19 protein-coding genes are annotated in these 25,007 nt (G+C 71.6%); 8 read left to right on the forward strand and 11 right to left on the reverse strand.

Features of this window, described 5'->3' with window-relative positions; all coding sequences use genetic code 11:
- Window positions 1-94 precede the first annotated feature (94 nt).
- Together HCJ93_RS16560 and HCJ93_RS16565 are read left to right on the forward strand one after the other, a co-directional pair.
- Window positions 95-1,477, forward strand: a complete 1,383-nt coding sequence (locus tag HCJ93_RS16560; protein WP_167996489.1) for a glycine--tRNA ligase — start codon at window positions 95-97, stop codon at window positions 1,475-1,477.
- A 202-nt stretch (window positions 1,478-1,679) separates the two neighbouring features.
- Window positions 1,680-2,312, forward strand: coding sequence for a LysE family translocator (locus HCJ93_RS16565; RefSeq protein ID WP_167996490.1), 633 nt, complete (start codon window positions 1,680-1,682; stop codon window positions 2,310-2,312).
- 30 nt (window positions 2,313-2,342) lie between these two features.
- Here the strand turns inward: HCJ93_RS16565 and HCJ93_RS16570 are convergent, their stop codons facing one another.
- Window positions 2,343-3,398: a chitinase gene (locus tag HCJ93_RS16570; protein ID WP_167996491.1), complete on the reverse strand. Its 1,056-nt coding sequence runs from the start codon at window positions 3,396-3,398 to the stop codon at window positions 2,343-2,345.
- Window positions 3,399-3,585: 187 nt separating this feature from the next.
- Here HCJ93_RS16570 and HCJ93_RS16575 point away from each other — a divergent pair, with 187 nt between their 5' ends.
- The gene (locus HCJ93_RS16575; protein WP_167996492.1) at window positions 3,586-4,596 is read left to right on the forward strand and encodes an aldo/keto reductase; all 1,011 of its coding nucleotides are present in this window, start codon (window positions 3,586-3,588) and stop codon (window positions 4,594-4,596) included.
- 49 nt (window positions 4,597-4,645) lie between these two features.
- Window positions 4,646-5,233: a TetR/AcrR family transcriptional regulator gene (locus HCJ93_RS16580; RefSeq protein ID WP_167996493.1), complete on the forward strand. Its 588-nt coding sequence runs from the start codon at window positions 4,646-4,648 to the stop codon at window positions 5,231-5,233.
- A 33-nt stretch (window positions 5,234-5,266) separates the two neighbouring features.
- Here HCJ93_RS16580 and HCJ93_RS16585 read toward each other — a convergent pair whose 3' ends face one another.
- Together HCJ93_RS16585 and HCJ93_RS16590 are read right to left on the reverse strand one after the other, a co-directional pair.
- Complete coding sequence (locus tag HCJ93_RS16585) at window positions 5,267-5,473, reverse strand: hypothetical protein (protein ID WP_167996494.1); 207 nt, start codon at window positions 5,471-5,473, stop codon at window positions 5,267-5,269.
- Between the two features lie 225 nt (window positions 5,474-5,698).
- Window positions 5,699-7,156 (reverse strand): MFS transporter, encoded by a 1,458-nt coding sequence (locus tag HCJ93_RS16590; protein WP_167996495.1) that lies wholly within the window; start codon window positions 7,154-7,156, stop codon window positions 5,699-5,701.
- Between the two features lie 126 nt (window positions 7,157-7,282).
- On the opposite strand from HCJ93_RS16590, the gene dusB reads away from it, so the two are divergent.
- Entirely contained in the window at window positions 7,283-8,416 is a 1,134-nt protein-coding gene (dusB, locus tag HCJ93_RS16595; RefSeq protein ID WP_167996496.1) for a tRNA dihydrouridine synthase DusB, read from the forward strand.
- A gap of 67 nt (window positions 8,417-8,483) precedes the next feature.
- Here dusB and HCJ93_RS16600 read toward each other — a convergent pair whose 3' ends face one another.
- Window positions 8,484-10,580 (reverse strand): CDP-alcohol phosphatidyltransferase, encoded by a 2,097-nt coding sequence (locus HCJ93_RS16600; RefSeq protein WP_240967638.1) that lies wholly within the window; start codon window positions 10,578-10,580, stop codon window positions 8,484-8,486.
- Window positions 10,581-10,943: 363 nt separating this feature from the next.
- A complete protein-coding gene (locus HCJ93_RS16605; RefSeq protein WP_240967639.1) occupies window positions 10,944-11,480 on the reverse strand; it encodes a dihydrofolate reductase family protein in 537 nt (178 codons plus the stop codon).
- Between the two features lie 533 nt (window positions 11,481-12,013).
- Between HCJ93_RS16605 and ppdK the strand changes: the two genes are divergently transcribed.
- Window positions 12,014-14,761: a pyruvate, phosphate dikinase gene (ppdK, locus tag HCJ93_RS16610; protein WP_167996497.1), complete on the forward strand. Its 2,748-nt coding sequence runs from the start codon at window positions 12,014-12,016 to the stop codon at window positions 14,759-14,761.
- 162 nt (window positions 14,762-14,923) lie between these two features.
- On the opposite strand, the gene HCJ93_RS16615 is transcribed toward ppdK, so the two are convergent.
- The 3 genes from HCJ93_RS16615 to HCJ93_RS16625 form a co-directional block, all read right to left on the reverse strand.
- Window positions 14,924-15,364 carry an excalibur calcium-binding domain-containing protein gene (locus HCJ93_RS16615; protein WP_206317515.1) on the reverse strand — a complete coding sequence of 147 codons (441 nt, stop codon included), beginning with the start codon at window positions 15,362-15,364 and terminating at the stop codon, window positions 14,924-14,926.
- A gap of 185 nt (window positions 15,365-15,549) precedes the next feature.
- Window positions 15,550-17,031, reverse strand: a complete 1,482-nt coding sequence (locus HCJ93_RS16620) for a sensor histidine kinase (RefSeq protein WP_167996498.1) — start codon at window positions 17,029-17,031, stop codon at window positions 15,550-15,552.
- A complete protein-coding gene (locus HCJ93_RS16625; protein WP_206317516.1) occupies window positions 17,028-17,795 on the reverse strand; it encodes a response regulator transcription factor in 768 nt (255 codons plus the stop codon). Before HCJ93_RS16625 ends, HCJ93_RS16620 begins: the two co-directional genes overlap by 4 nt.
- Before the next feature lie 194 nt (window positions 17,796-17,989).
- Here HCJ93_RS16625 and HCJ93_RS16630 point away from each other — a divergent pair, with 194 nt between their 5' ends.
- Complete coding sequence (locus HCJ93_RS16630; protein ID WP_167996499.1) at window positions 17,990-18,595, forward strand: carbonic anhydrase; 606 nt, start codon at window positions 17,990-17,992, stop codon at window positions 18,593-18,595.
- Window positions 18,592-20,658, forward strand: a complete 2,067-nt coding sequence (locus HCJ93_RS16635) for a SulP family inorganic anion transporter (protein WP_240967640.1) — start codon at window positions 18,592-18,594, stop codon at window positions 20,656-20,658. Before HCJ93_RS16630 ends, HCJ93_RS16635 begins: the two co-directional genes overlap by 4 nt.
- 115 nt (window positions 20,659-20,773) lie before the next feature.
- Here HCJ93_RS16635 and nirD read toward each other — a convergent pair whose 3' ends face one another.
- The 3 genes from nirD to HCJ93_RS16650 are packed head-to-tail and all read right to left on the reverse strand — an operon-like array spanning window position 20,774 to window position 24,948.
- Window positions 20,774-21,124, reverse strand: coding sequence for a nitrite reductase small subunit NirD (gene nirD / locus HCJ93_RS16640; RefSeq protein WP_167996500.1), 351 nt, complete (start codon window positions 21,122-21,124; stop codon window positions 20,774-20,776).
- On the reverse strand, window positions 21,121-23,730 hold the full coding sequence (gene nirB / locus HCJ93_RS16645; RefSeq protein WP_167996501.1) for a nitrite reductase large subunit NirB: 2,610 nt from the start codon (window positions 23,728-23,730) through the stop codon (window positions 21,121-21,123). Before nirB ends, nirD begins: the two co-directional genes overlap by 4 nt.
- Window positions 23,731-24,948 (reverse strand): NAD(P)/FAD-dependent oxidoreductase, encoded by a 1,218-nt coding sequence (locus HCJ93_RS16650; RefSeq protein ID WP_167996502.1) that lies wholly within the window; start codon window positions 24,946-24,948, stop codon window positions 23,731-23,733.
- Between the last annotated feature and the right edge of the window lie 59 nt (window positions 24,949-25,007).

Genomic DNA, 25,007 nt, shown 5'->3' on the forward strand with positions numbered 1-25,007 from the left:
GCGATTTGGCCGTGGGGCAGGGCCCGCCGGTAACCTGAAGCATTCGCTGGAAGCATCTCGCTTCGTCGCCCGTCGTCGTAATGAAGAGAGCACCGTGGCCGCCGACAAGATCGACACCATCGTCAGCCTGAGCAAGCGCCGTGGCTTCGTATTCCCCTGCAGTGAGATCTACGGTGGCCAGCGGGCCGCCTGGGACTACGGGCCGCTGGGTGTCGAGCTCAAGGAGAACCTCAAGCGCCAGTGGTGGCGCTACATGGTGACGTCGCGCGAGGACGTGGTCGGCATCGACTCGTCCGTGATCCTGGCCCCCGAGGTGTGGGTGGCCTCCGGTCACGTCGCCACCTTCACGGACCCGCTCACCGAGTGCACCTCCTGTCACAAGCGGTTCCGAGCGGACCACCTGGAGGAGGCCTACGAGGCCAAGCACGGCAGGGCCCCGGAGAACGGCCTCGCCGACGTCAACTGCCCCAACTGCGGCAACAAGGGCCAGTTCACCGAGCCCAAGCAGTTCTCGGGCCTGCTGTCGACGCACCTCGGCCCGACGCAGGACTCCGGCTCCATCGCCTACCTGCGCCCCGAGACCGCACAGGGAATCTTCACCAACTTCACCCAGGTGCAGACCACCTCGCGCCGCAAGCCGCCGTTCGGCATCGCCCAGATGGGCAAGTCGTTCCGCAACGAGATCACGCCGGGCAACTTCATCTTCCGCACCCGCGAGTTCGAGCAGATGGAGATGGAGTTCTTCGTCAAGCCGGGCGAGGACGAGAAGTGGCACGAGTACTGGATGGAGCAGCGCTGGAACTGGTACACCGGCCTGGGTCTCCGTGAGGAGAACATGCGCTGGTACGAGCACCCCAAGGAGAAGCTCTCCCACTACTCCAAGCGCACCGCCGACATCGAGTACCGCTTCAACTTCGGCGGCAGCGAGTGGGGCGAGCTGGAGGGTGTCGCCAACCGCACCGACTTCGACCTCACCGCCCACTCCAAGGCCTCCGGCCAGGACCTGTCCTACTTCGACCAGGAGGCCGGCGAGCGCTGGACCCCCTACGTCATCGAGCCGGCGGCCGGTGTCGGCCGGGCCATGCTGGCCTTCCTGCTCGACGCCTACGTCGAGGACGAGGCGCCCAACGCCAAGGGCAAGATGGAGAAGCGCACCGTGCTGCGCCTCGACCACCGCCTCGCCCCGGTGAAGGTCGCCGTCCTGCCGCTGTCCCGCAACCCGCAGCTCTCCCCGAAGGCCAAGGGCCTCGCCCAGGCGCTGCGCCAGCACTGGAACATCGAGTTCGACGACGCCGGCGCCATCGGCCGCCGCTATCGCCGCCAGGACGAGATCGGCACGCCGTACTGCGTGACCGTCGACTTCGACACCCTGGACGACAACGCGGTGACCGTCCGCGAGCGCGACTCCATGAAGCAGGAGCGCGTCTCCCTCGACCAGATCGAGGGCTACCTGGCCGGCCGCCTGGTCGGCTGCTGACCGGCTTCGGGCCCGCTCAGGTTCACGACGCCCACCCGCCGCCCGGCACCGTCGGACGGCGGGTGGGCGCTTCCGTACCGTGGCGCGGCCGGGGTGCGGGGGCGCGGCCGTTGACGCGCAGGGTCTTCTCCGCGAAGTGGTCCTCGATACCGGCGGTCGAATGGACCTGTATCGGGGTCCGCGCCCTCAGCAGGCTGAGGGCATGAGTATCGCGTTTCTGCTGACCACGCTGGTCGTCGTCGTCACGCCCGGGACCGGAGTCGTCCACACCCTCGCCGCGGCGCTGGCATGGGGGCGGCGGGCCGGTGTCGTGGCCGCGTTCGGGTGCACGCTCGGGATCGTGCCGCACGTGGTGGCCGGCGTGACCGGGCTCGCCGCGCTGCTGCACGCCAGTGCCACCGCGTTCCAGGTCCTCAAGTACGCGGGGGTGGTCTATCTGCTGTACATGGCGTGGGCCACGCTGCGCGACCGGGAAGCGCCGGTATTCGGCCCGGAGGAGCAGCGGGAGGGGCAGGGTGGCGGGCACGTTCCGGCGGGGCGGGTGATCGCGCGGGGCGTGCTGGTCAACATCCTCAACCCCAAGCTGACGCTGTTCTTCTTCGCCTTCCTGCCGCAGTTCACCGACCGCGGGCAGCCCGACGCGCCGGTGCACATGCTGGTGCTGAGCGGGGTGTTCATGGCGGTGACGTTCCTGGTGTTCGCCGGGTACGGCGTGCTGGCCGCGTCCGTGCGCAGCCAGGTCGTCTCCCGTCCCCGGGTGATGACCTGGCTGCGGCGGGGGTTCGCCGGGTCCTTCCTGGCGCTGGGGGCGAAGCTGGCGTTCACGGCCCGGTAGGCCGCAGGGCCGGCTCGGCGGCGTGAGGAGTCAGCGGCCCTGGAGGGAGCGGACGTTGTCGCCGAAGGTCCAGTCCCTGGAGCCGTCCCAGTTGATCGACCAGGTCATCAGGCCCTTGAGGGCGCCGTTGTAGTGGTTCCAGGCCTGGGAGACCAGGCTCGGGGACATGTGGCCGCCGCCGGCGCCGGGCTGGGCGGGGAGGCCGGGGACCTGCTTGTCGTAGGGGACCCGGATGGTGGTGCCCTGGACGACCAGGCCGCGGTCGAGGCAGTCGGTCTGGGCGACGAAGCCCTCGACGGTGCCGGCGGGGTAGGAGTCGCCGGAGCAGCCGTACATGCTGCCGTTGTAGTACTGCATGTTCAGCCACCACAGGCGGCCGTTGTCCGCGTACTTCTTGATGATCGGCAGGTAGGCGCCCCAGATCGAGCCGTAGACCACGCTGCCGCCGGTGACGTAGGCGGTCTCCGGGGCCATGGTGAGGCCGAAGTTGTCCGGCATGCGGGCGAGGATGCCGTCGATGATCCGGATGAGGTTGGCCTGGGACGGGGAGAGGCGGTTGATGTCGCCGCTGCCGGTCAGGCCGGTCTCGATGTCGATGTCGATCCCGTCGAAGTTGTAGGTCTTCAGGATCGGGACGATCGTCTCGACGAAGCGGTCGGCCACCGCCTGCGAGCTGAGGTCGATGCCCGCGGTCGCACCGCCGATGGAGAGCAGGATCGTCTGGCCTGCCGCCTTCGCGGCGCACATCTCGGCGGGCGTCGCGACCTTCACGCCGGTGTCCATGCCGTCCTCCCACAGGGCCGTGCCGTCGGAGCGGATGACCGGGAAGGCGGCGTTGATCACGTTGTAGCCGTGGGCGGCGATCCGGGAGTCGGTGATCGGGGTCCAGCCGAAGGGCGGGTGGACGCCGTTGGCGGCGCCGTCCCAGTTCTCCCAGTAGCCCTGGAGGACCTTTCCGGCCGGCTTGGACTTCACGGGGCAGGTGTCGGCGGCCGGGGCGGCGGGGGCGGCGGCCGCGGTGGGGGTGAGCGAGGCGAGGAAGGTCAGGGCGAGCGCGGCGGTGAGTCTGCGGAGGGGGCGGAGCATGCGGAGGCCTCCCGGTGGGGGTCGGTGAGGTTGCCGGTGGGCGGATGTCGCAGGCATGACAGTCCTATGGTCCAGACCATTCGTCAAGAGGTCTGGACCGCTCAGAGCCGGGAAAGGGGCGGGTCGGTGACAGATGAATGAATGACAGATGTTGAAATCTGTCATCTGTCATGCCAGGGTGGAGGGCATGAGGACGAACACACGCACCCTCGGAAGCACCGGCCCCCGCGTCTTCCCCCTCGGCCTCGGCTGCATGGGCATGTCCGCGCTGTACGGAGAGGCGGACCGGGCCGAATCGATCGCGACCGTCCACGCCGCCCTGGAAGCCGGCGTGACCCTGCTCGACACCGGCGACTTCTACGCCATGGGCCACAACGAGCTGCTGATCGGCGAGGCGCTGCGCACCGCCCCCGCCGCCCGTCGCGAACAGGCCCTGCTCAGCGTGAAGTTCGGCGCCCTGCGCGACCCGGACGGCGACTGGGCCGGCTACGACGGACGCCCGGCCGCGGTGAAGAACTTCGCCGCCTACTCGCTCCAGCGCCTCGGCACCGACCACATCGACGTCTACCGCATCGCCCGCGCCGACCCGGACGTGCCGATCGAGGAGACCGTCGGCGCCATCGCCGAGCTGGTCGAGAAGGGGTACGTCCGGCACATCGGCCTCAGCGAGGTCGGCGCCGACACCATCCGCAGGGCCGCCGCGGTCGCGCCCATCAGCGACCTGCAGATCGAGTACTCGCTGATCTCCCGCGCCCTCGAGGAGGAGATCCTGCCCGCCACCCGTGAGCTGGGCATCGGCATCACCGCCTACGGGGTGCTCTCCCGCGGCCTGATCTCCGGCCACTTCACCGCGGACCGCAGGCTCGCCGCGAACGACTTCCGCGCCCACTCGCCCCGCTTCCAGGGCGACAACCTCCGGCACAACCTCGGTCTCGTCGACGCCCTGCGCAAGATCGCCGAGCACAAGGGCGTCACCGTCGCCCAGATCGCCATCGCCTGGGTGCTCTCCCGGGGCGAGGACATCGTGCCGCTGATCGGCGCCCGTACCCGCGAGCGGCTCGGCGAGTCGCTGGGCGCGCTGGACGTCACGCTCGGCGCGGACGACCTGGCCGCCATCGAGCGGGCCGTGCCGGCCGGTGCCGCCGCCGGCGCCCGCTACCCGGAACCGCAGATGGCGCACCTCGGAACGAAGGAGTGACCGAGGGAGTGGCCGGAGACGCGGCCCTCGCTCCAGGTACGGTCGAGGCATGGCAGCGACCGAGACCCTGACCGCCGAGCGCATCCTCGAAGCGACCGAGGAGGTGCTGCGCCGCCACGGCCCGGCGAAGGCGACCGTGGTGGACGTGGCCCGCGCGCTCGGCGTCAGCCACGGCAGCGTCTACCGGCACTTCCGCACCAAGGCGGCGCTCAGGGAGGCGGTCACCAAGCGCTGGCTCGACCGGACCTCCGAGGCACTGGCCGGGATCGTGGCCGACACCTCCCGCGACCCGGAGCGGCGGCTGCGCGACTGGCTCGCCGCGCTCTTCGAGGCCAAGCGCCACAAGGCGGGCGACGACCCCGAGCTGTTCGCCACCTATGTCGTGCTCACCGGCGAGCAGGGCAGGGCGGTCGCCGAGCATCTCGACGACCTGACGGGCCAGTTGACCCGCATCATCGAGGACGGCGTCGCGGCGGGCGTCTTCAGCAGTGACGACCCCGCGGCCACCGCCCGCGCCGTCTTCCACACCACGGGCCGCTTCCACGACCCGCAGTACGCGCCCGAGTGGAAGGACCCGCGTACGGACGCCGACTTCGCGGCGGTCGTGGACCTGGTACTGCGCGGGCTGCGCGCCTGAGCGGGCAACCGCCGTACGGCCGGCCGCGGTCCCTCATGCGGCGGTCGGATCGACGGTGGCCTGATGCGCCTCGGCCAGATGCTCCTCCGCCTTCAGCCAGGGCAGGAACTGCGCCCCTCTGCGCCAGCCGCAGGTCTCGCATCTGATGGTGCGCTGCACCCCGGTGCGCAGGACGTGCACCACATGCCGGCGCCCGTGCTGGTCGTAGCGGCTGACCTTGCTCGTGTCGATCTGCGGCATGACGCCTCCGGCATCCGTGCGGTCGCCTTCCCTGTCGTCCCGGTACCGGGACGACAAGGAGTGTGCAGCAAGACCAACATCAACAGGGGGCGCACGGCCGGGATTTCAGGCTTCGTACAACTGATCCGCGAACAAACGGGACATCGGGTACGGCGGGACGCCGGTCCACGGGGCGGCCGGTCCACGGGGCGCCCGGTCTGCGGGCGGCCGGTCCGGGGGCAGCCGTCAAGAACGGTTCCGGGAGCCGAGGTTCGCCGCCTCGTGGATCTCCCTGGACTCCAGGCGCTCGGCCGTGCGCAGGGCGGTGCGGCGGGCCCAGGGGCCGGAGGTGAGGGCGCCCACCAGGAGGACCGCCAGGCCGAAGGCGACCAGGATCCACCAGGCGGGGCGGGCCGCGGGCACGAAGGCGTCGGCGTAGGAGGAGGCGCCTACCCCGGCGGCCAGGACCGCCCCGATCACCGCGACACCGAGGGTCTGGCCGAGCTGGCGGCTGGTGGAGGCGACCGCGGAGGCCACACCGGCCTGGGCGCGGGGCATGCCGGAGACGGCGGTGTTGGTGATGGGTGCGTTGACGAAACCGAAGCCGATGCCGAAGAGGACGTAGCCGAGGAAGAGGGTGGTGGTGGAGGTCTCGGCCTCGAGGAGGGCGAAGAGGAGGGTGCCGGCGGTCATGGCGCCGCCGGCGATCAGCAGGGGCAGACGGGGGCCGCGGCTGCCGACCAGGCGGCCGGCCAGCGGGGCGCACAGGAACGTCGGGGCGGCCATCGGCAGCATCCACAGGCCGGCGTCCATGGGGCTCAGGCCGCGGACGTTCTGCAGGTAGAGCGTGGAGAGGAAGAGGAAGCCGCCGAGTGCGGCGAACGCGCTCACCGCGATCACCGTCGCCCCGCTGAACGGCGCCGAGCGGAAGAAGCGCAGGTCGATCAGGGGGTCGCGGCGGCGCGGCTCGTAGCGGAGCAGGGCCGTCAGGGCCACCAGGGCGAGGGCGGCGAACGGGGCGATGGCACCGGCGGTGGTGTGCGGGGCCTCGATGATCGCGTAGGTCAGCGAGCCGAAGAGGGTGATCACCAGGAGCTGGCCCACCGGGTCGGGGCGGCGGGCGGTGCCCGCGCGGGACTCGGGGACGAAGCGCAGGGTGAGCAGCAGGGCGGCGAGGCCCACCGGCAGGTTGACCCAGAAGATCGAGCGCCAGCCGACAGACTGCACCAGCAGCCCGCCCACCAGCGGGCCGGCGGCCATGGAGATGCCGACGACCGCACCCCACACACCGATCGCGCGGGCGCGCTCGCGGGGGTCGGTGAAGGTGTTGGTGATGATCGACATGGCCACCGGGTTGAGCATGGAGCCGCCCACCGCCTGGATCATCCGGAACGCGACCAGCGCCTCCAGGCTGGGGGCGAGGGAGCACAGCAGGGAGCCGAGGGTGAAGACCACCAGGCCCGCCTTGAAGACCCGCTTGCGGCCGATCCGGTCGGCGGTGGAGCCCGCCAGCATCAGCAGGGACGCCAGGACCAGGGTGTAGGCGTCGATGGCCCACTGCAGGCCCGAGGTGCCGGCGTTCAGGTCGCGCTGCAGGGAGGGGAGGGCGACGTTCAGCACGGTGTTGTCCAGGCTCACGATCAGCAGGCTCATGCAGCAGATCGCGAGCACCAGCAGCCGTCGGCGGGGGCTCAGCTCGGGCATGACCTCCACTGTACGCCGGTATCGATAGTGCGGCTAACTAATGAATTTTACGGTTTCATTGCATGGGCCATCCAGTGTCCGCGTTCCACGGAACGGGGCGTCCCGGCGGCACGGCACAATGGAGGAATGCCCACGCCCCTGCAGATCGGTGAGCACACCGTCCAGCCGCCCGTCGTCCTGGCCCCGATGGCCGGGATCACCAACGCGCCCTTCCGCACCCTGTGCCGGGAGTTCAGCGGAGGCAAGGGTCTGTTCGTCAGCGAGATGATCACCACCCGGGCGCTGGTCGAACGCAACGAGAAGACCATGCAGCTGATCCAGTTCGACGCGAGCGAGAAGCCGCGCTCCATCCAGCTGTACGGCGTCGACCCGGCGACCGTGGGCAAGGCCGTCCGCATGATCGCCGAGGAGGACCTCGCCGACCACATCGACCTCAACTTCGGCTGCCCCGTGCCCAAGGTCACCCGCAAGGGCGGCGGCTCGGCCCTCCCGTACAAGCGGAACCTGCTGCGCGCCATCCTGCGCGAGGCGGTCAGCGGCGCCGGGGACCTGCCGGTGACCATGAAGATGCGCAAGGGCATCGACGACGACCACCTCACCTACCTCGACGCCGGCCGCATCGCCGTGGAGGAGGGCGTCACCGCGATCGCGCTGCACGGCCGCACCACCGCCCAGCACTACGGCGGCACCGCCGACTGGGACGCCATCGCCCGCCTCAAGGAGCACGTGCCGGAGATACCGGTGCTCGGCAACGGCGACATCTGGTCGGCCGAGGACGCCCTGCGCATGGTGGAGCAGACCGGCTGCGACGGAGTCGTCGTGGGCCGCGGCTGCCTGGGCCGGCCGTGGCTCTTCGCCGACCTGGTCGCGGCCTTCGAGGGGCGCACCGACGAGCTGATGCGGCCCACCCTGCGCGAGGTGGCCGATGTGATGGTGCGGCACGCCACCCTGCTCGGCGAGTGGATCGGCGACCCGTCCCGCGGCGTGATCGACTTCCGCAAGCACGTCGCCTGGTACCTCAAGGGCTTCGCGGTCGGCTCCGAGATGCGCAAGCGGCTGGCCGTCACCTCCTCGCTCGAGGAGCTGCGGGCCGGGCTCGACGAGCTGGACCTCGACCAGCCCTGGCCGGCCGGCGCCGACGGCCCGCGCGGGCGCACCTCTGGCAACAACCGGGTGGTGCTGCCGGACGGCTGGCTGAAGGACCCCTACGACTGCGCGGGCGTCGGCGAGGACGCCGAACTGGACACCTCCGGCGGCTGATCACCGCGCCGGCGGGGTGCACACCTCCGGTGGCTGATCGTTCCGGGCGCACACCTCCGGCGGCTGATCACTCCTTCGTCGGGTGCGGTGTGGAGCCGAACGCGGTCAGGAAGCGGTCGCGGAAGTCGCTCATCTTCCACACTGGCGCCTTCTCCGCCGGCCTGAGCCCCTCCGTCCACTTCCAGTCGTCGATCTGCTCCAGCACCTTCGGGTCCTTGGCGACGATCGTGACGGGCACGTCACGGTTCGCGTTGAGGCCGCTGACCCTGGGCCTGGGCTGGTGGTCGCCCAGGAACACCAGCACGGTGTCGTCGGTGCCGTAGCGCTCCAGCCACTGCACCAGGCTGGTCACCGAGTAGCGGATGGACTTGCCGTACTCCTCCCGGGACCCGTCCGGGTCGGCCAGGACCTCCTCGGGCGACTTCCCGGCCGCCTCGATCTCCTTGAAGACCGAGCCGTCGCCCAGGTCCTCCCAGTCGACGAGCTCCGGGATCGGCGCCCAGGGCTGGTGGCTGGAGGTGAGGATGATCTCCGCCATCAGCGGCTTGTCCCGCTTCTTGCCGTGCTCGAGCCGCTGGAACGCCTCGAGCGCGTACTGGTCGGGCATGGTCGACCAGCTGAACTTCGGGCCCTTGTAACCGAGCTGGAAGGCGTTGTAGACCTTCTCCAGCCCGTACCACTCGGCCTCCGGCCAGCCCTTCTGCACACCGGGCATGATCCCCACGGTGTCCCAGGCACCGGTCTTCTGGAACGCCTTGGTGAGCGTCAGATGATTGCCGCTGGTCACGGTCCGGTACCGCTGCTGGTTGTCGACCCAGAGGCCGGACAGCGCGGTGGAGTGGCCCAGCCAGCTGCTGCCGCCGTAGGTCGCCGAGGTCAGCCAGCCGCTGCGGGCCTGGTAGCCGGCCTCGGCGAGAGACTCGGTGCCGGCGTCCAGCGCGGGCGTCACGGTGGGCGCGATCACGGGGTCCTCGATGGCGCTGCGCCCGTAGCTCTCGATGAAGGTGATCAGGACGTCCTTGCCACGCAGCTCGGGCACCAGCTGGTCGGGCGGCGTACCGCCGAAGGTGTCGGACCGCGCCTCCCGGGCGAAGGCCGCCTCGTCCCGCAGGGTGCCCACCACCCGGTCGGACTGCTCCCTGATCGCATCGGCCGTCCGTTCCGAGGCGATGGGCATTCCGGCCAGCTTCAGATGCAGCACGGCGCAGGCGATCCACGCGATCGCCGCGATCGCCGTGCCCCGCGAGGCACGGGGGCGGTGCCGGGCCAGCAGATGGGCCAGCCGGACGGTGGCGAGCGCGGTCAGCACCACCAGAAGCACGGAGAGGACGATCGCGCCGATGCCGGCGGCGGTCGCGGCGGTGCCGCCCATCGCGTCCGAGACGTAGGACTGGGCGTCGTCCAGAAGCTCCCAGTCGAGGACGAGGTTGAAGCCCCGGCCCAGGAACTCGTTGAAGCCCATGTCCAGCAGATTGAGCACGGTCAGCGCACCGAGCCCCGCGCCGCAGAGCGCGGCCACGGCGGTCCTCAGGCGGCGCCGGGGGAGCGCCAGCAGCACGACGACGGCGAGGATGCCCTCACCGGGGATCCGGGTGAACCGGTTGAGGCGCAGCGCGTCGAGCGAGCTGGGCAGCAGCAGAGCGCCCAGGACGAGGACCGCGGCGAGGACGTGGAGGGTGACGCGGGCGGCGGGGGACTTCGTGAGCCGCGCGCCGGGGAGCCGGAAGCGGGGCGTCGGAGCGGGTGCCCCGGTGTCCTCGGTGCCCTCCGGTTCTGGTCCCGGTTCCGGTGTCGCTTCCGGTCCCGGCTCGGCGGACGGCTGGTCCGGCTTCTCGCGGGCCTCTGAGTCCTTCGGAGCCTCCGCGTCCTTCGGGGCCTGCGCGTCCTTCGGGGCCTGCGCGTCCTTCGGGGCCTGCGCGTCGTCCGGCTCCTCCAGCTCCTCCGAGTCCTTCGGGTTCTCCGCGTTCTCCGGCTTCTCTGCGTGTTCCGAGCCCTTCAACTCCTCCTGCTCATCCGGATCGTCCGGCTTCTCCGGGTGTTCCGAGCCCTCCGGGTCGGCCGGGCCGTCCGCCGTCTCTGCGTTCCTCGCGTTCTCCTCGCTCTGTGCCTTCTGAGCCGGCTCTGCGTTCTCCGGCATCCGGTGCAGGCGTGTGTTGACAGGCAACCCGGAGGTCCTTCCGTACCCGTGACTCGGTGAGAGCGGCGGACCCGGCGTGGGGGCCCGGGTCCGCCACAGGTCCGTACGGGCGCGCTGACCGGTGCGTTCAGCGTGTGCCGTGCCGGCTCGGCAAACACCTGGCAAATACCCGGCCCCGCGAAGGACATCCCTGCGCCGCACTGTCCGCCGGCAGCCGCTCGGGGAGCCCGGGGGAGGGGCACCGGTCCGCCGGAGAAGGTGAGGATCTCGGCGTCTCCCCGCCGGCCGGCTCGGCCGGTCAGGGCGCCGGCCGTTCGTAGCGGGGCGCACCGTCGACGCGGTACGTCTGCAGGATCAGGCCGCCCGGGGTCGACCACAGGTCGGTCAGGGTCAGGCCGAGGTCGGGGCCGGTGCTGGGGAACAGACGGGGCCCTGGCCGACGACAACGGGGTGGACGAGCAGGACGAGTTCGTCGACGAGGCCGTGCGCGAGCAGCGTGCGGATCAGGGTGCCGCTGCCCCAGACCTGCAGCTCGCCGCCCGGCTCGGCCTTGAGCGCCCGGACGGCGTCGGGGACGTCGCCGGACAGGACGGTGGTGCCCGGCCAGTCCGGGTCGGTGAGGGTGGTGGAGACGACGTACTTGGGGCGGCCGTCGAGTGCCTGGCCGACGGGATTGCCCGGGTCCATGCCCGCGCCCCAGGAGGCGGCGAAGCTCTCGTAGGTGCGGCGGCCGAACAGGAACGCACCGGCGTTCAGGAAGGTCCGGCCGATGAACCCGGACGCCTCCTCGTCCAGCAGCGGCGGGGCCCAGCCGAACCGCGCGAAGCCGCCGCGGGCCTCCTGCTCTGCCGTGCCTGCCACCCGGATCCAGCGGTGCCCCTGGGTCACGCCGTCGACAAAGATGTTGGTGATCGTCCTGAGCCTCATGCCGTGCTTCCTTCCGCACCGGAGTCCGCCCGGAGCCCGCGCCGGATGTCCGGAGCCCGCGCCGGATGCCGGTGCCCGACGCCGGACTTCGCTCGGAGTCGTCCCCGGAGCCGTCGTCGGATGGGACCGGTTCGCGGAGCGGATCTCATCGGTGCCCGCATGGTGAAACGGCGGCCCCTGCGACAGCGTGATTCTCGCCACCCTTGATAGGTCTTGCGCTCAGATGAGCGGATCTTGGGCGGCTGCACTTCCGGAAGACATGGCACTCAGTGCCATCGGGCGATCGTTCATCGAGCAAAATCAGACGTGCCGAAGAGCGCTCATCTGAGCGCCCACCGGCCTTCGTGCGAGTGTCCGCGTTCAAGAAGTGAAAACATCGGCCCGTGGTTGCTTGCCCATCCTTGACTTTCGATCCACTGGCCGACGCGCGGTTACAGGCACATGACGCGAGACTGGACGTACCCAGAGGCCTTTGATCTGGGTACATTCCTCGCCGTCAGGGCAGCCACCGCGTCCTCGAGGAGTCGAGACCCGTGTCGGAAAACAAAGATCCCCACGTAGCTCAGTCGGGCACGAGCGTTGAGGGCGTGAAGTTCGTTTACGACTTCACCGAGGGCAACAAGGACCTCAAGGACCTCCTCGGCGGCAAGGGCGCCAACCTCGCCGAGATGACCAACCTCGGTCTCCCCGTGCCACCCGGCTTCACGATCACCACGGAGGCCTGCAAGGTCTACCTGGAGAGCGGTGAGGAGCCGGCCGAGCTGCGCGACGAGGTGAGTGCGCACCTCGAGGCCCTCGAGAAGAAGATGGGCAAGAAGCTCGGGCAGGCCGACAACCCCCTCCTCGTGTCGGTCCGTTCCGGGGCGAAGTTCTCCATGCCGGGCATGATGGACACCGTCCTCAACATCGGTCTGTCCGACAAGTCCGTGCAGGGCCTCGCCAAGCAGGCCGGCGACGACCGGTTCGCGTGGGACTCCTACCGTCGCCTGATCCAGATGTTCGGCAAGACCGTCCTCGGCGTCGACGGCGAGCTGTTCGAGGACGCGCTGGAGGCCGCCAAGGCCGCCAAGAAGGTCACCGACGACACCGAGCTGGAGGCCGCCGACCTCAAGAAGCTCGTCACCAAGTTCAAGAAGATCGTCAAGGCGGAGGCCGGCCGGGAGTTCCCGCAGGACCCGCGCGAGCAGATGGACCTCGCCATCAAGGCGGTCTTCGACTCGTGGAACGGCGAGCGCGCCAAGCTCTACCGCCGCCAGGAGCGCATCCCGCACGACCTCGGCACGGCCGTCAACGTCTGCTCGATGGTCTTCGGCAACCTCGGCCCGGACTCCGGTACCGGTGTCGCCTTCACCCGCGACCCCGCCTCCGGCCAGCAGGGCGTCTACGGCGACTACCTGCAGAACGCGCAGGGCGAGGACGTCGTCGCGGGCATCCGCAACACGGTCCCGCTCGCCGAGCTGGAGAAGATCGACAAGAAGTCGTACGACCAGCTCATGCAGATCATGGAGACCCTGGAGAATCACTACAAGGATCTCTGTGACATCGAGTTCACCATCGAGCGCGGCCAGCTGTGGATGCTGCAGACCCGCGTCGGCAAGCGCACCGCCGGTGCCGCCTTCCGCATCGCCACGCAGCTGGTGGACCAGGGCCTGATCGACGAGGCCGAGGCGCTCACCCGCGTCAACGGTGCCCAGCTCGCCCAGCTGATGTTCCCCCGCTTCGACGAGAGCGCCAAGGTCGAGCAGATCGGGCGCGGCATCGCGGCCTCGCCGGGTGCGGCGGTCGGCAAGGCGGTCTTCGACTCCTACACCGCCGTGAAGTGGTCCCGCTCCGGCGAGAAGGTCATCCTGATCCGCCGCGAGACCAACCCCGACGACCTGGACGGCATGATCGCCGCCGAGGGCATCCTCACCTCGCGCGGCGGCAAGACCTCCCACGCGGCCGTGGTCGCCCGCGGCATGGGCAAGACCTGTGTGTGCGGCGCCGAGGAGCTGGAGGTCGACACCAAGCGCCGCCGGATGACGGTGCCCGGCGGGCACGTCGTCGAGGAGGGCGACGTGATCTCCATCGACGGCTCCAGCGGCAAGGTCTACCTGGGCGAGGTCCCGGTCGTGCCGTCGCCGGTCGTGGAGTACTTCGAGGGCCGGATGCACCCGGGCGCCGACGACGCCGACGAGCTGGTCGAAGCCGTGCACCGGATGATGTCCTTCGCCGACCGCAAGCGCCGGCTGCGGGTGCGGGCCAACGCCGACAACGCCGAGGACGCGCTGCGCGCCCGCCGGTTCGGCGCCCAGGGCATCGGCCTGTGCCGCACCGAGCACATGTTCCTCGGCGACCGGCGCGAGCTGGTGGAGCGGCTGATCCTGGCCGACACCGAGGAGGAGCGCGAGGAGTCCCTGAAGGCCCTGCTGCCGCTGCAGAAGCAGGACTTCGTGGAGTTGTTCGAGGCGATGGACGGCCTGCCGGTCACCATCCGCCTGCTCGACCCGCCGCTGCACGAGTTCCTGCCGGACATCACCGAGCTGTCGGTCCGGGTGGCGCTGGCCGAGGCCCGCCAGGAGCCGCACGAGAACGACCTGCGGCTGCTCCAGGCCGTCCACCGGCTGCACGAGCAGAACCCGATGCTGGGTCTGCGCGGTGTCCGGCTCGGCCTGGTCATCCCCGGACTGTTCACCATGCAGGTGCGGGCCATCGCGGAGGCCGCGGCCGAGCGGCGCAACGCCAAGGGCGACCCGCGGGCGGAGATCATGATTCCGCTGGTCGGCACGGTGCAGGAGCTGGAGTTCGTCCGCGAGGAGGCCGACAAGGTCATCGCCGAGGTCGAGGCCGCGGCGGGCGTCAGCCTGAAGCTCGCCATCGGCACCATGATCGAGCTGCCGCGCGCCGCGCTGACCGCCGGTCAGATCGCCGAGGCCGCCGAGTTCTTCTCCTTCGGCACCAACGACCTCACCCAGACGGTGTGGGGCTTCAGCCGGGACGACGTGGAGGCGAGCTTCTTCACCGCGTACCTGGAGAAGGGCATCTTCGGCGTCTCCCCGTTCGAGACGATCGACAAGGACGGTGTGGGCTCCCTGGTGAAGCTGGCCGCCAAGGCCGGCCGGGAGACCCGCCCCGACCTGAAGCTCGGCGTCTGCGGCGAGCACGGCGGCGACCCGGAGTCCGTCCACTTCTTCCACGAGGTGGGCCTGGACTACGTCTCCTGCTCCCCGTTCCGCGTCCCCGTCGCCCGCCTCGAGGCCGGCCGCGCCGCGGTCACCGCGCAGGGCAGCGACCACCGCTAGGAGCCGCGGAGCGTCAAGTCCCCGGAGCCGTTGTCTGTCACCCGACCACCCTCACCGATCGGCATCGGCTCCGGACCGCGAAAAGGAGGGCGGGCACCCGTGCGGGGGTGCCCGCCCTCTCTTCGCGCCGCCCGCAACGCCGGTGCCCGGGCGGACGGCGGGTCAGCGGGCGTCGCGGCGCTTGCGGGCGGCGATGAGCAGGCCGCCGCCCGCGAGGACCACGACCGCGCCGGCCCCGGCGATGTACGGGGTGGCGTCATTGCCGCCGGTCTCGGCGAGGTCGGTGCCGGAGCCGCCCTCGGCCCCGGTGCCGGAGGACTCCTTCGCACCGGTGCCGCTGCCCTCCGACTCGCCCTGGTCGCCGCGGGGCTTGAAGCCGGCCGGCGGCTTGTCGCAGCCGATGCCGTCGCCGTCCCGGTCCAGTCGCTTGGCGTAGTGCTCGTCGCCCTCCGGGATGTTGGAGTACCCGTTGTTGTAGGCGTCGGTGCAGTTGGCGAACGGGTGGTTGCCGTCGTGGGCCACGGCGGTGGCCGGGACCGCGGCCAGGGCGAGCGCGGCGAGGACCGCGGCTGACGCGCGGGCGGACGTGCGGATCGGGTTCATGGACGAATCCCCCCAGTGGTGCGTGTGCTCGGTTTCGAGGTGGACGAAGCTACTGAGCACTCCGGGATGTGGGGGAGATATGAAGAAGCCGTGACGGGAACGTGATGTGACCGGAGGGTAGCTCTCCGCAACTATCAGCGGACGCACGCTTCCTGACGCTGTATCAGCGGGTCTGCGAGGTCCCGTCAGGCGGGCAGCGCGGGCCGTTCTCTGCTGCGGGAACCCGAGCCGTCCGTGGTGCCGGACGACTCCGGCGCGGACGCCGAGGGGAGGCTGACCACAGCGTCCAGGCCGCCCGTCGCCGCCGCCCGCAGCGCCGCCTCACCGCCGCTCGCATGGGCCAGCCGCTGCACCAGGGCCAGACCCAGACCCGTGCCGCCCTTCGGGGCGCCGGGAGCGCGCCAGAACCGGTCGAAGGCACGTGCCCGCTGCTCCGCGGTCATGCCGGGGCCCTCGTCGGTGACATGCAGGTCGACCCGGCTGGGGCGGCCGTCGCGCAGGGCACGCCGGGCCGGCGGGTTCAGCCGCAGCTCCACGGTGACGGTGGTGCCGGCGGGGGAGTGCCGCAGGGCGTTCGACAACAGGTTGTCCAGGATCTGCTCCACCGCGCCCGGCACCGCGAGCACCCGCCCCACGCTGCCCGCGAACAGCACCAGGGACACACTCTGCCGCTGGAACATCGGCAGCCAGCTGCGATGGCGCTCGGCGCAGATCTCCCCGACGTCCACCGGGGCCGGAGTGGCCGCGTTCTCCTCCAGGCGGGCCATGGCCAGCAGGACCTCCACCATCCGCGCCAGCCGGTCGGTCTCGGTCAGCGCGGCCTCCAGGGTGCCGCGGGCGCGGGCCGCGACATGCGGCTGGAGGTTCTCCAGGCGCAGCCGCAGCGCGGCGAGCGGGGTCTTCAGCTGGTGCGAGGCCTCGCCCGCGAACGCCCGCTGGGAGGCGAGCAGATGGGCCAGCCGGGCCGCCGTGTGGTTGAACGCGGCGGCCAGCCCCCGCACTTCGGGCGGGCCCTTGGTCACCGGCACCGGCGCGAACGAGCCGCCGGCGCCCAGCGCCCTGGTCGCCCGCTCCAGTTGCCGTATCGGACGGGCCGCCCAGCGGGCGAAGGCGAAACCGGCCGCCGCGACCGCGACGAGGACGCCGAGGCCGCCCGCGGCGAGCAGCAGCCACACCTGGCGCACCCGCTGGTGCACCATCTCGGTCGGCACGGTCAGCCACACCGCGCCCCGCGGCCGCTGCCCCCGCTCGCCGACCGGCGCGGAGACCGAGAGGTACTCCACCCCGCCGATGGTGGAGGTGCGCACGTCCACGCTCGCCGTGCCGGCCAGGGCGGCCTTGACGCCCGGCCGGGAGGCGAGGGCCGCGGTGGCGCTCGTGCTCAGCGGATGGGAGGCGGCGAGCAGGCCGCCCGATCCGTCCACGATGACCACTCTGCCGTCGATGCGGCGGGCGCAGTGCTCCGCCCGCGCGGGCAGCTCCTGCCGGGCCCGGCCGGTGGCCAGGGACAGCGCGGCGTAGCTGGCGACCGACTCGGCCTCGTTGCGCGCCGAGTTCACCACCTGCTCCCGCTCCGCCCGCGAGTAGATGAAGCCGAGCGGTACCTCCAGGCAGAGCAGGACCAGCGTGGCCAGGCTCAGGTAGCTGAGGAGCAGGCGGCGGGTCACGCCGGTGCCTCCCGCCCCGCCCCTGGCCGGGTGTGCACCGCCAGCCGGAAGCCGACGCCGCGCAGGGTGCGGATCCAGCCCGGATGCCCCAGCTTCCGGCGCAGCGAGGCCACATGCACGTCCAGGGTCCTGGTCGGCCCGTCGTAGTGCGGGTCCCACACCCGGTCCAGGATCTGCTGCCGGGAGTAGACCGCCCCGGGGTCCTCGCTGAGCAGCGCCAGCAGGTCGAACTCCTTCGGGGTGAGCGGGACGGGCGTGTCGCCCACCCACACCTGCCGGGTGCGGCGGTCCACCACCAGCGGACCCGGGGCCGGCATCGCCTCGTGCGGCGTCTCGCCCACGGGCTCGTACGACGTCGAGGGCGGCGGCGCGGGCGCGGGAGGCGTCTGCTCGTGGGGCTGCTGGGGGCGCTGGGACCGCCGGGTGACCGCGCGCACCCGCGCCACCAGCTCCCGCATGCTGAACGGCTTCGCCAGGTAGTCGTCGGCGCCCAGCTCGAGCCCCAGCACCCGGTCGGCCTCCTCACCGCGGGCGCTGAGGATCAGGATCGGCACGTCGGAGACCTGCCGGATGCCCCGGCAGACGTCGATGCCGTCCATGTCCGGCAGCCCCAGGTCGAGCAGCACCACGTCGCCGTAGGGGCCGGCCAGTCCGCCCGCTCCCGTGGCGACGTGATCGACGTTCAGCCCGAAATGCGCGAGGCCCTCGACGAGCGGTTCCGCGATCGTCTCGTCGTCCTCGACGAGCAGCACCTGTATGCCCATGTGTTCTGCCTCTCCCCGAACCGGAAACACCCGTGAATATTGCGTTACCCGCTTTCCCCTGACGCCACGTTACAACCGCCTCCGAAGAAATACCGGCTCCTGTCCGGAATCTGACCGCGGCTTAACACTCCGCTGCAGGGGCGTCCTCTACGTTCGAAGTGAGGTGCGACCAACTTGCAACCAGGGAGGCCGAGTTGAGACAGTTGCTGGACCGTGCACGGACATTCAGCAGGCGCGTCGATTTCGAGAGCGACGCCTATCGGAAACTGGCCGAAGGGCAATGCCCGGAGGTGTTGTTCATCACCTGTTCGGATTCACGCGTGATTCCCGCGCTCATCACCGGAGCGCGGCCGGGTGAGATATTCGAGCTGCGGAACGCGGGCAATATCGTGCCGCCCTGCGGCCGGCCCGGGGCCTCCGGCGAGGCGGCCACCATCGAATACGCACTGCAGGTCCTGGAGGTTCAGGACATCGTCGTGTGCGGTCACTCACACTGCGGAGCCATGGGGGCACTGAAGTCGGGCGACGACCTGTCCGCACTGCCCGGAGTGGACGCCTGGCTGCGGATCGCCCGGCCCGGACTGACCCCGGTGCTCGACACCGCCCCGGACGAGCCCGCCCTGCGCGAGGTGGCCCAGGGCAACGTCGTCAACCAGCTCGCGGCGCTGCGCACCTACCCCGTGGTGCGGCAGCGCATCGACCAGGGGCGGCTGCGGCTGCACGGCTGGTACTACGAGATCGACACCGGCCACCTCCACGAACTGGACGCGGACGGCGACTTCCGGGTGCACGCCGCATGAGCGGGGCACACGCACGGGGCCGCTCCCGCGGCGGCCGGCCTCTCCCGTCCGTCGGGTTCAGCCGGTTCACCAGGCCGGCCGCGCCCGCGGCCGGCGTCCCGGCAGGACCGCCGGGGGCGTCCGGGACACCGAGGGCGGGAGAGAAGCCGGACCTCGCCACCGAGATCACCGCCTCCTTCGTCGTCTTCCTCGTCGCGCTGCCGCTGTGCATCGGCGTCGCCGTCGCCTCCGGCGTCCGGCCCGAGCTGGGCATCGTCTCCGGCGTCATCGGCGGTCTGGTGGTCGGCGCGATCCGGGGCAGCACGCTCCAGGTCAGCGGTCCGGCCGCCGGGCTCGCCGCCCTGGTCGCGGAGACCGTGGCCGACAAGGGCGTGGCCGCACTGGCCGTGATCGTCCTCTTCTCCGGTGTGCTGCAGATCGTCCTCGGACTGATCAAGCTGGGCCGGATGTTCCAGGCGATCTCCGTCGCCGTCGTGCAGGGCATGCTCGCCGGCATCGGACTGCCGCTGATGTTCAGCCAGCTCTACCCGCTGGCCGACGCCAGGGCGCCCGGCACACCGATCGAGAACATGGCCGGCGTCCCCGCGCTGCTGGGCCGTGTCCTCACCGACCCGCAGATGCTGATCGCCACCCTGCTCGGTGTCGTCACCATCGCGCTCAGCTTCCTGTGGAAGAAGGTCCCCCAGCCGCTCGGCAGGATGCCCGCCCCGCTGGTGGCCGTCGGCATCGGCTGCGCGGTCGCCGCGCTGCCCGGCGTGGAGATCCGCACCCTCCAGGTCGGCAACCTGCTGGGCTCGCTCCAGCTTCCGGGCCCCGAGCAGTTCGCCGGGCTCGCCGACCCCGCGATCCTCACCGCCATCGTCACCTTCACCGTGATCGCATCCGCGGAGAGCCTGTTCACCGCCGCCGCCGTCGACCGCATGCACTCGGGCCCGCGCACCCGCTACAACACCGAGCTGATCGCGCAGGGCGCAGGCAACACCCTGGCCGGCCTGGTCGGCGCGCTGCCCATCACGGCCGTGGTCGCGCGCAGTTCGGCGAATGTGCAGGCGGGTGCCAGGACCCGGCTGTCCCGCACCCTGCACGGCCTGTGGCTGCTGGCCTTCGCGCTGCTGCTGCCGCAGGTGCTGGCGCTGGTCCCGATCTCCGTGCTCGCCGGTGTCCTGGTGCACAGCGGCTGGAAGCTGCTCGCGCCCGGCGAGTTCCCCAAGATGTGGAAGCAGGACCGGGGCGAGTTCGCGGTGATGACGGTGACCATGCTGGTGATCGTGGCGACCGCGCTGCTGGAGGGCGTGCTCGTCGGTCTCGCCGCCGGTGTGCTGCTGGCCGCGCTGCGCATGTCCCGCACGGTGATCCGGCAGCACCTGGAGGAGGACACGGCCAAGGTCGTGATGGCGGGCAACGCCACGTTCCTGCGGCTGCCCGAGGTCATCGAGGCGCTGGAGAACGCGGCGGCCTCCGGCAAGCCCCGCATCCGCCTCGACCTGACCGGTGTGACCCACCTCGACCACGCCTGCCGCAACCAGGTGGAGGAGTTCACCGCCCAGCAGCGCGGGCTCGGCCTGCGGGTGGAGCTGCTGATGCCGAACCTGGACAAGCCCGCGGCGCGGACCAGGACGGACACCGCCGCGGCCACGGCGGACACCTCCGCCCGGGCCACCGCACCCGCCTGGGACGCACCCGCCGGGGACGCGCCGTCCGCCGGGCCCGGCCGGGACGGCCCGACCGGCTCCGCGCCGCCCCCCGCCGACCCGTTCGACGCCTTCGCCGGATACGACACCGGCGCCGCGCCCTCCGAGGGCACCGCCGGCTCCGCGTACGCCACCGCGTCCGCCCACCCCGGGAGCCTCGGCAGCGGAGCGTCGTTCGACGGCTTCGCCACCCACGACGGCACCCGGGGCCACGACGGCACGTCCGCCTACGGGGACGGCACCGGCCGCCCCGGCGGCTCCGCGTACGCCACCACGCCCGCCGGGCCGCCCGTCGCCGACGTCGAGTGGTTCTACCTCGACACCCGGCCCATGCCCGGCGACCACCCGGGACGGGCGGTGTACGGCGGCTGAGGGACGGCCGGGCGGTGAGGGTGCGCGCCCGGCCCCGCACGACCGGGCGCGCACCCTCGGGGTCAGCCCCGGGGACGCGCGCCCGGCTGTGCTCGCGAACCGCCCGGACCGCTGCTCAGGCGGCCTTCACCTCGTAGGCCGTCACCCGGACCGTCTCGTCGTCCAGGCACTGCCCGGTCTGCAGGTCGAAGCGCTGCTTGAGCAGCGGGGAGGCGACGAACGGACGGCCCTGGTGGGAGCCGGTCAGGCCGCGGGAGAGCACCGCGGCGCCGGTGAACGGGTCGCGGTTGTCGATCGCGTAGACGTTCCCGGCCCGGTCGGTGAAGACGGCGACCTGGCGGCCGTCGGGCAGCAGGGCCGCCGCTCCGCGGCCCGGGATCAGCGTGCTCAGGTCGCAGACCGTGAACCAGCCCTCCGCCAGGCGGAGCTGCACCTTCAGGTCGGTCGTCTCGAGTGCCAGGGTCATCGCTGGGCGCTTCCTTCCAGGATCTCGTCAGCGGGTCGCCGGCCGATGTCCAGCAGCGGCAGGTCGGGCTTGATCTGGTCGCGTTCGGGGACGAAGGAGACCACCGGGTCCGGGGTGTCCGGGGCGTTCACGAAGGACACGAACCGGGCCAGCCTTTCGGGGTCGTTGACGGTCTCGGCCCACTCGTCGCGGTAGTTGGCGACATGGGCGGCCATCAGGGCCTCCAGCTCGTCGCAGATGCCGAGCGAGTCGTGCACCACCACGTCCCGCACGTGCTCCAGGCCGCCGGGAATGCGCTCCAGCCAGGTGGAGGTGCGCTCGAGCCGGTCGGCGGTGCGGATGTAGAACATCAGGAACCGGTCGATCAGGCGGATCAGCTCGGCGTCCGACAGGTCCTGGGCCAGCAGGTCGGCGTGGCGCGGGGTGGCGCCGCCGTTGCCGCCGACGTACAGGTTCCAGCCGTTGGCGGTGGCGATCACACCGAAGTCCTTCGACCGGGCCTCGGCGCACTCGCGCTGGCAGCCGGAGACCGCCGACTTCAGCTTGTGCGGCGACCTCAGCCCCCGGTAGCGCAGCTCCAGGTCGATCGCCATGCGCACCGAGTCCTGGACGCCGTAGCGGCACCAGGTCTGCCCCACGCAGGACTTCACCGTGCGCAGCGACTTGCCGTAGGCGTGGCCGGACTCGAAACCCGCGTCCACCAGCCGGGCCCAGATCAGCGGCAGCTGCTCCACACGGGCGCCGAACATGTCGATCCGCTGACCGCCGGTGATCTTCGTGTAGAGGCCGAAGTCGCGGGCGATCTCCCCGATGACGATGAGCTTCTCCGGTGCGATCTCACCGCCGGGGATGCGCGGCACCACCGAGTAGGAGCCGTTCTTCTGCAGATTGGCCAGGAAGTGGTCGTTGGTGTCCTGCAGGGCCGCCTGCTCGCCGTCCAGGACGTAGGTGCTGGCGCCGATGGCCGGGGCGAGGGAGGCGATGATCGAGGCCACGGCCGGCTTGCAGATCTCGCAGCCCTCACCGCCCCGGGCGCCCTCCCGGCCGTAGCGGTCGAGGAGGTCCTGGTAGGAGGTGATGCGCAGGGCCAGGACGATCTCGTACAGCTCCTCGCGGGTCTGGGAGAAGCAGCCGCACAGGCCCCTGTCGACCTCGACGCCGCTCGCCTCCAGCTCCGCGTCGACCAGCCGGCCCAGCACCTTGACGCAACTGCCGCAGCCGGTACCGGCCCTGGTGCACTTCTTCACCTCGGGCACGGTGGTGCAGCGGTGCTCGGTGACCGCGCCGCGGATAGTGCCCTTGGTGACGTTGTGGCAGGAGCAGATCACCGCGTCGTCCGGCAGCGCGGACGGGCCGAGCTGGGCGGACTGGCCGGCCCCGGCGGGCAGCACCAGCGACTCCGGTGCCACGGGCGGCACCGAGCCGGTCAGGGCGCGCAGCGTGCCGTACGCCTCCGCGTCACCGACCAGGATGCCGCCGAGCAGGGTGCCGTCCCGGCCGACGACCAGCTTCTTGTACAGGCCGGCGCGGGAGTCGGAGTAGACGACGTCCAGGCAGTCCTCGGTGGTGCCGTGCGCGTCGCCGAAGGACGCCACGTCCACACCGAGAAGTTTCAGCTTGGTCGACAGGTCGGCGCCGGTGAACGCGCGGGCGTCCCCGGCGATGGCCGCGGCGGCCGTCTCGGCCTGCTCGTAGCCGGGGGCCACCAGGCCGTACACCCGGCCGTCGGCGGCCAGCGCGCACTCGCCGACGGCGAAGACGTTCGGGTCGGTGACCGTGCGGCACTGCTCGTCCACGGTGATGCCGCCGCGCTCGCCGACCTCGAGACCGCAGTCGCGGGCCAGCTGGTCGCGGGGGCGGACACCGGCGGAGAACACCACCAGGTCGGTGGCGAGTTCGGAGCCGTCGGACAGCTTCATGCCCGTGACCGCGCCGGACGCGTCGACCACGATCTCCTGGGTGCCGACCCCGGTGTGGACGGTCAGGCCCATCTCCTCGATGGTGCGCAGCAGAGCAGCGCCGCCGCCCTCGTCGACCTGCACCGGCATCAGCCGCGGCGCGAACTCCACGATGTGCGAGGCGAGTCCGAGCCCCTTCAGGGCGCCCGCCGCCTCCAGGCCCAGCAGGCCGCCGCCCACGACCGCACCGGTCTTCGCCCGGCTCCGGGCGTACTCCTCGATGGCGAGGACGTCCTCGACGGTGCGGTAGACGAAGCAGCCCTCGGCGTCCTTGTTCGGCACCGGCGGCACGAACGGGTAGGAGCCGGTGGCCAGGACGAGGACGTCGTAGCCGACGACCAGACCCGAGCGGGCGGTGACCTTGCGCGCCCCGCGGTCGATGCTCTCGGCCGGGTCGCCGACGTGCAGCTCGATGCCGTGCTCCTCGATGAACCGGAGGTCCGTCAGTGACAGGTCCTCGGGGGTCCGCCCCGAGAAGTACGAGGTGAGCTGCACGCGGTCATAGGCGGGGCGCGGCTCCTCGCACAGCACGACCACGCGGTGCGTGGCGGTCAGGCCGCGTTCGGCGAGCGCCTCGAGGAAGCGCTGGCCGACCATGCCGTGGCCGACGAGCACGATCGTGGGGGTGCCCCCCGGGTTGGCGGTCATTCAGGAGCCTCCATCGTTGGTGAGCAGGTGGAGCAGCGGCCCGCCGCCGGAGGGGAGCGGCTCTGCTCCCTCCCAGGCGCGTGCCAGGGCGCCGACCGTGCCGAGTTCGCCGACCAGGACCCCGCCGACCAGGCGGTCCTCGCGGACGACGACCTTGCGGTAGGTGCCGCGGGTGGCGTCGGTGAGCTGCACGACGTCGTCGCCGGGCAGCGGCTCGGCCCGGCCGAACGCGGCGAGGTCGAAGGGGCTGTCGGGTCCGGTGAGCGTCAGCCGGGTCAGGGAGCGGGTGCCGGTGTAGCGGGCGCCGGTGTCGCCGGCGAGCAGCGCGGCCAGCGCGTCGGCCTGCTCCAGTGCCGGGGCGGCCAGCCCGTAGACCGTGCCGGCGTGCTGGACGCAGTCCCCGACGGCGTGGATGTACGGGTCGGAGGTGCGCAGCTGGTCGTCGACGACGATGCCCTTGCCGACCTCGAGACCCGCCGCCTGGGCGAGACCGGCCCGCGGGTGCACCCCGCAGGCGAGCACCACCAGGTCGGCGCCGAGCGCATAGCCGTCGGCCATCTCCACCGAGCGGACCGCACCCGCGACGCAGCGCACGTCGCGCACCCGGCACTCGGTGTGCACCTCCACGCCGAGGTCGGTCAGATGCCGCTCGACCAGCGCGGACGCGGCCGGGTCGAGCTGGCGCTCCATCAGGCGCTCGGCCTGCTGGGCGAGAACCACCTGGGCGCCGCGCACGGCGAGTGCACGCGCCGCGGACACCCCCAGCAGCCCCCCGCCGATGACCACCGCCCGCACACCCGGCCGCACCGCCTCGGCCAGCCCGAGGCAGTCGTCCATGGTGCGGAAGGCGTGCACCCCCTCGGGCAGATCGGAGCCGGTGGTGAACAGGCCGCGCAGCGGCGGCAGCACCGGGTTGGAGCCGGTGGCCAGCACCAGCCGGTCGTAGGCGATCACCGAGCCGTCCGCGCAGGAGACGGTCCGTCCCGCGCGGTCGATGCCGGTGACCCGGGCACGGGTCAGCGCCGCGGGCGCCGGCAGGGCGATCACCTCGGGGCTGTACCGTCCGGCCAGCACCTCGGCGAGCAGCACCCGGTTGTAGGGCCGGTGCTCCTCCTCGCCGATCAGCGTCACGGGTGTGCCCAGCTCGCCGAGCCGCCGGGCGAGCCGTACGCCCGCGAGGCCGGAGCCGATCACCACCACACGCTCGTTCGAGGTCATGGCATCGAGCGTGCGGTGCGGGTGTTACCCGGCCGCATCACCTCTGTTTCCCGCGCGGA

Origin of the sequence: Streptomyces composti (assembly GCF_012034205.1) — a bacterium.
GTDB classification, from domain to species: Bacteria; Actinomycetota; Actinomycetes; order Streptomycetales; family Streptomycetaceae; genus Streptomyces; species Streptomyces composti.

Excerpts from the sequence above, each read along its gene's own strand:
- HCJ93_RS16565 (WP_167996490.1), top strand. The coding sequence starts at position 1,680 with ATGAGTATCGCGTTTCTGCTGACCACGCTGGTCGTCGTCGTCACGCCC.
- HCJ93_RS16570 (WP_167996491.1), bottom strand. The coding sequence starts at position 3,398 with ATGCTCCGCCCCCTCCGCAGACTCACCGCCGCGCTCGCCCTGACCTTC.
- HCJ93_RS16575 (WP_167996492.1), top strand. The coding sequence starts at position 3,586 with ATGAGGACGAACACACGCACCCTCGGAAGCACCGGCCCCCGCGTCTTC.
- HCJ93_RS16580 (WP_167996493.1), top strand. The coding sequence starts at position 4,646 with ATGGCAGCGACCGAGACCCTGACCGCCGAGCGCATCCTCGAAGCGACC.
- HCJ93_RS16585 (WP_167996494.1), bottom strand. The coding sequence starts at position 5,473 with ATGCCGCAGATCGACACGAGCAAGGTCAGCCGCTACGACCAGCACGGG.
- HCJ93_RS16590 (WP_167996495.1), bottom strand. The coding sequence starts at position 7,156 with ATGCCCGAGCTGAGCCCCCGCCGACGGCTGCTGGTGCTCGCGATCTGC.
- dusB (WP_167996496.1), top strand. The coding sequence starts at position 7,283 with ATGCCCACGCCCCTGCAGATCGGTGAGCACACCGTCCAGCCGCCCGTC.
- HCJ93_RS16605 (WP_240967639.1), bottom strand. The coding sequence starts at position 11,480 with ATGAGGCTCAGGACGATCACCAACATCTTTGTCGACGGCGTGACCCAG.
- HCJ93_RS16615 (WP_206317515.1), bottom strand. The coding sequence starts at position 15,364 with ATGAACCCGATCCGCACGTCCGCCCGCGCGTCAGCCGCGGTCCTCGCC.
- HCJ93_RS16625 (WP_206317516.1), bottom strand. The coding sequence starts at position 17,795 with ATGGGCATACAGGTGCTGCTCGTCGAGGACGACGAGACGATCGCGGAA.
- HCJ93_RS16635 (WP_240967640.1), top strand. The coding sequence starts at position 18,592 with ATGAGCGGGGCACACGCACGGGGCCGCTCCCGCGGCGGCCGGCCTCTC.
- nirD (WP_167996500.1), bottom strand. The coding sequence starts at position 21,124 with ATGACCCTGGCACTCGAGACGACCGACCTGAAGGTGCAGCTCCGCCTG.
- nirB (WP_167996501.1), bottom strand. The coding sequence starts at position 23,730 with ATGACCGCCAACCCGGGGGGCACCCCCACGATCGTGCTCGTCGGCCAC.
- HCJ93_RS16650 (WP_167996502.1), bottom strand. The coding sequence starts at position 24,948 with ATGACCTCGAACGAGCGTGTGGTGGTGATCGGCTCCGGCCTCGCGGGC.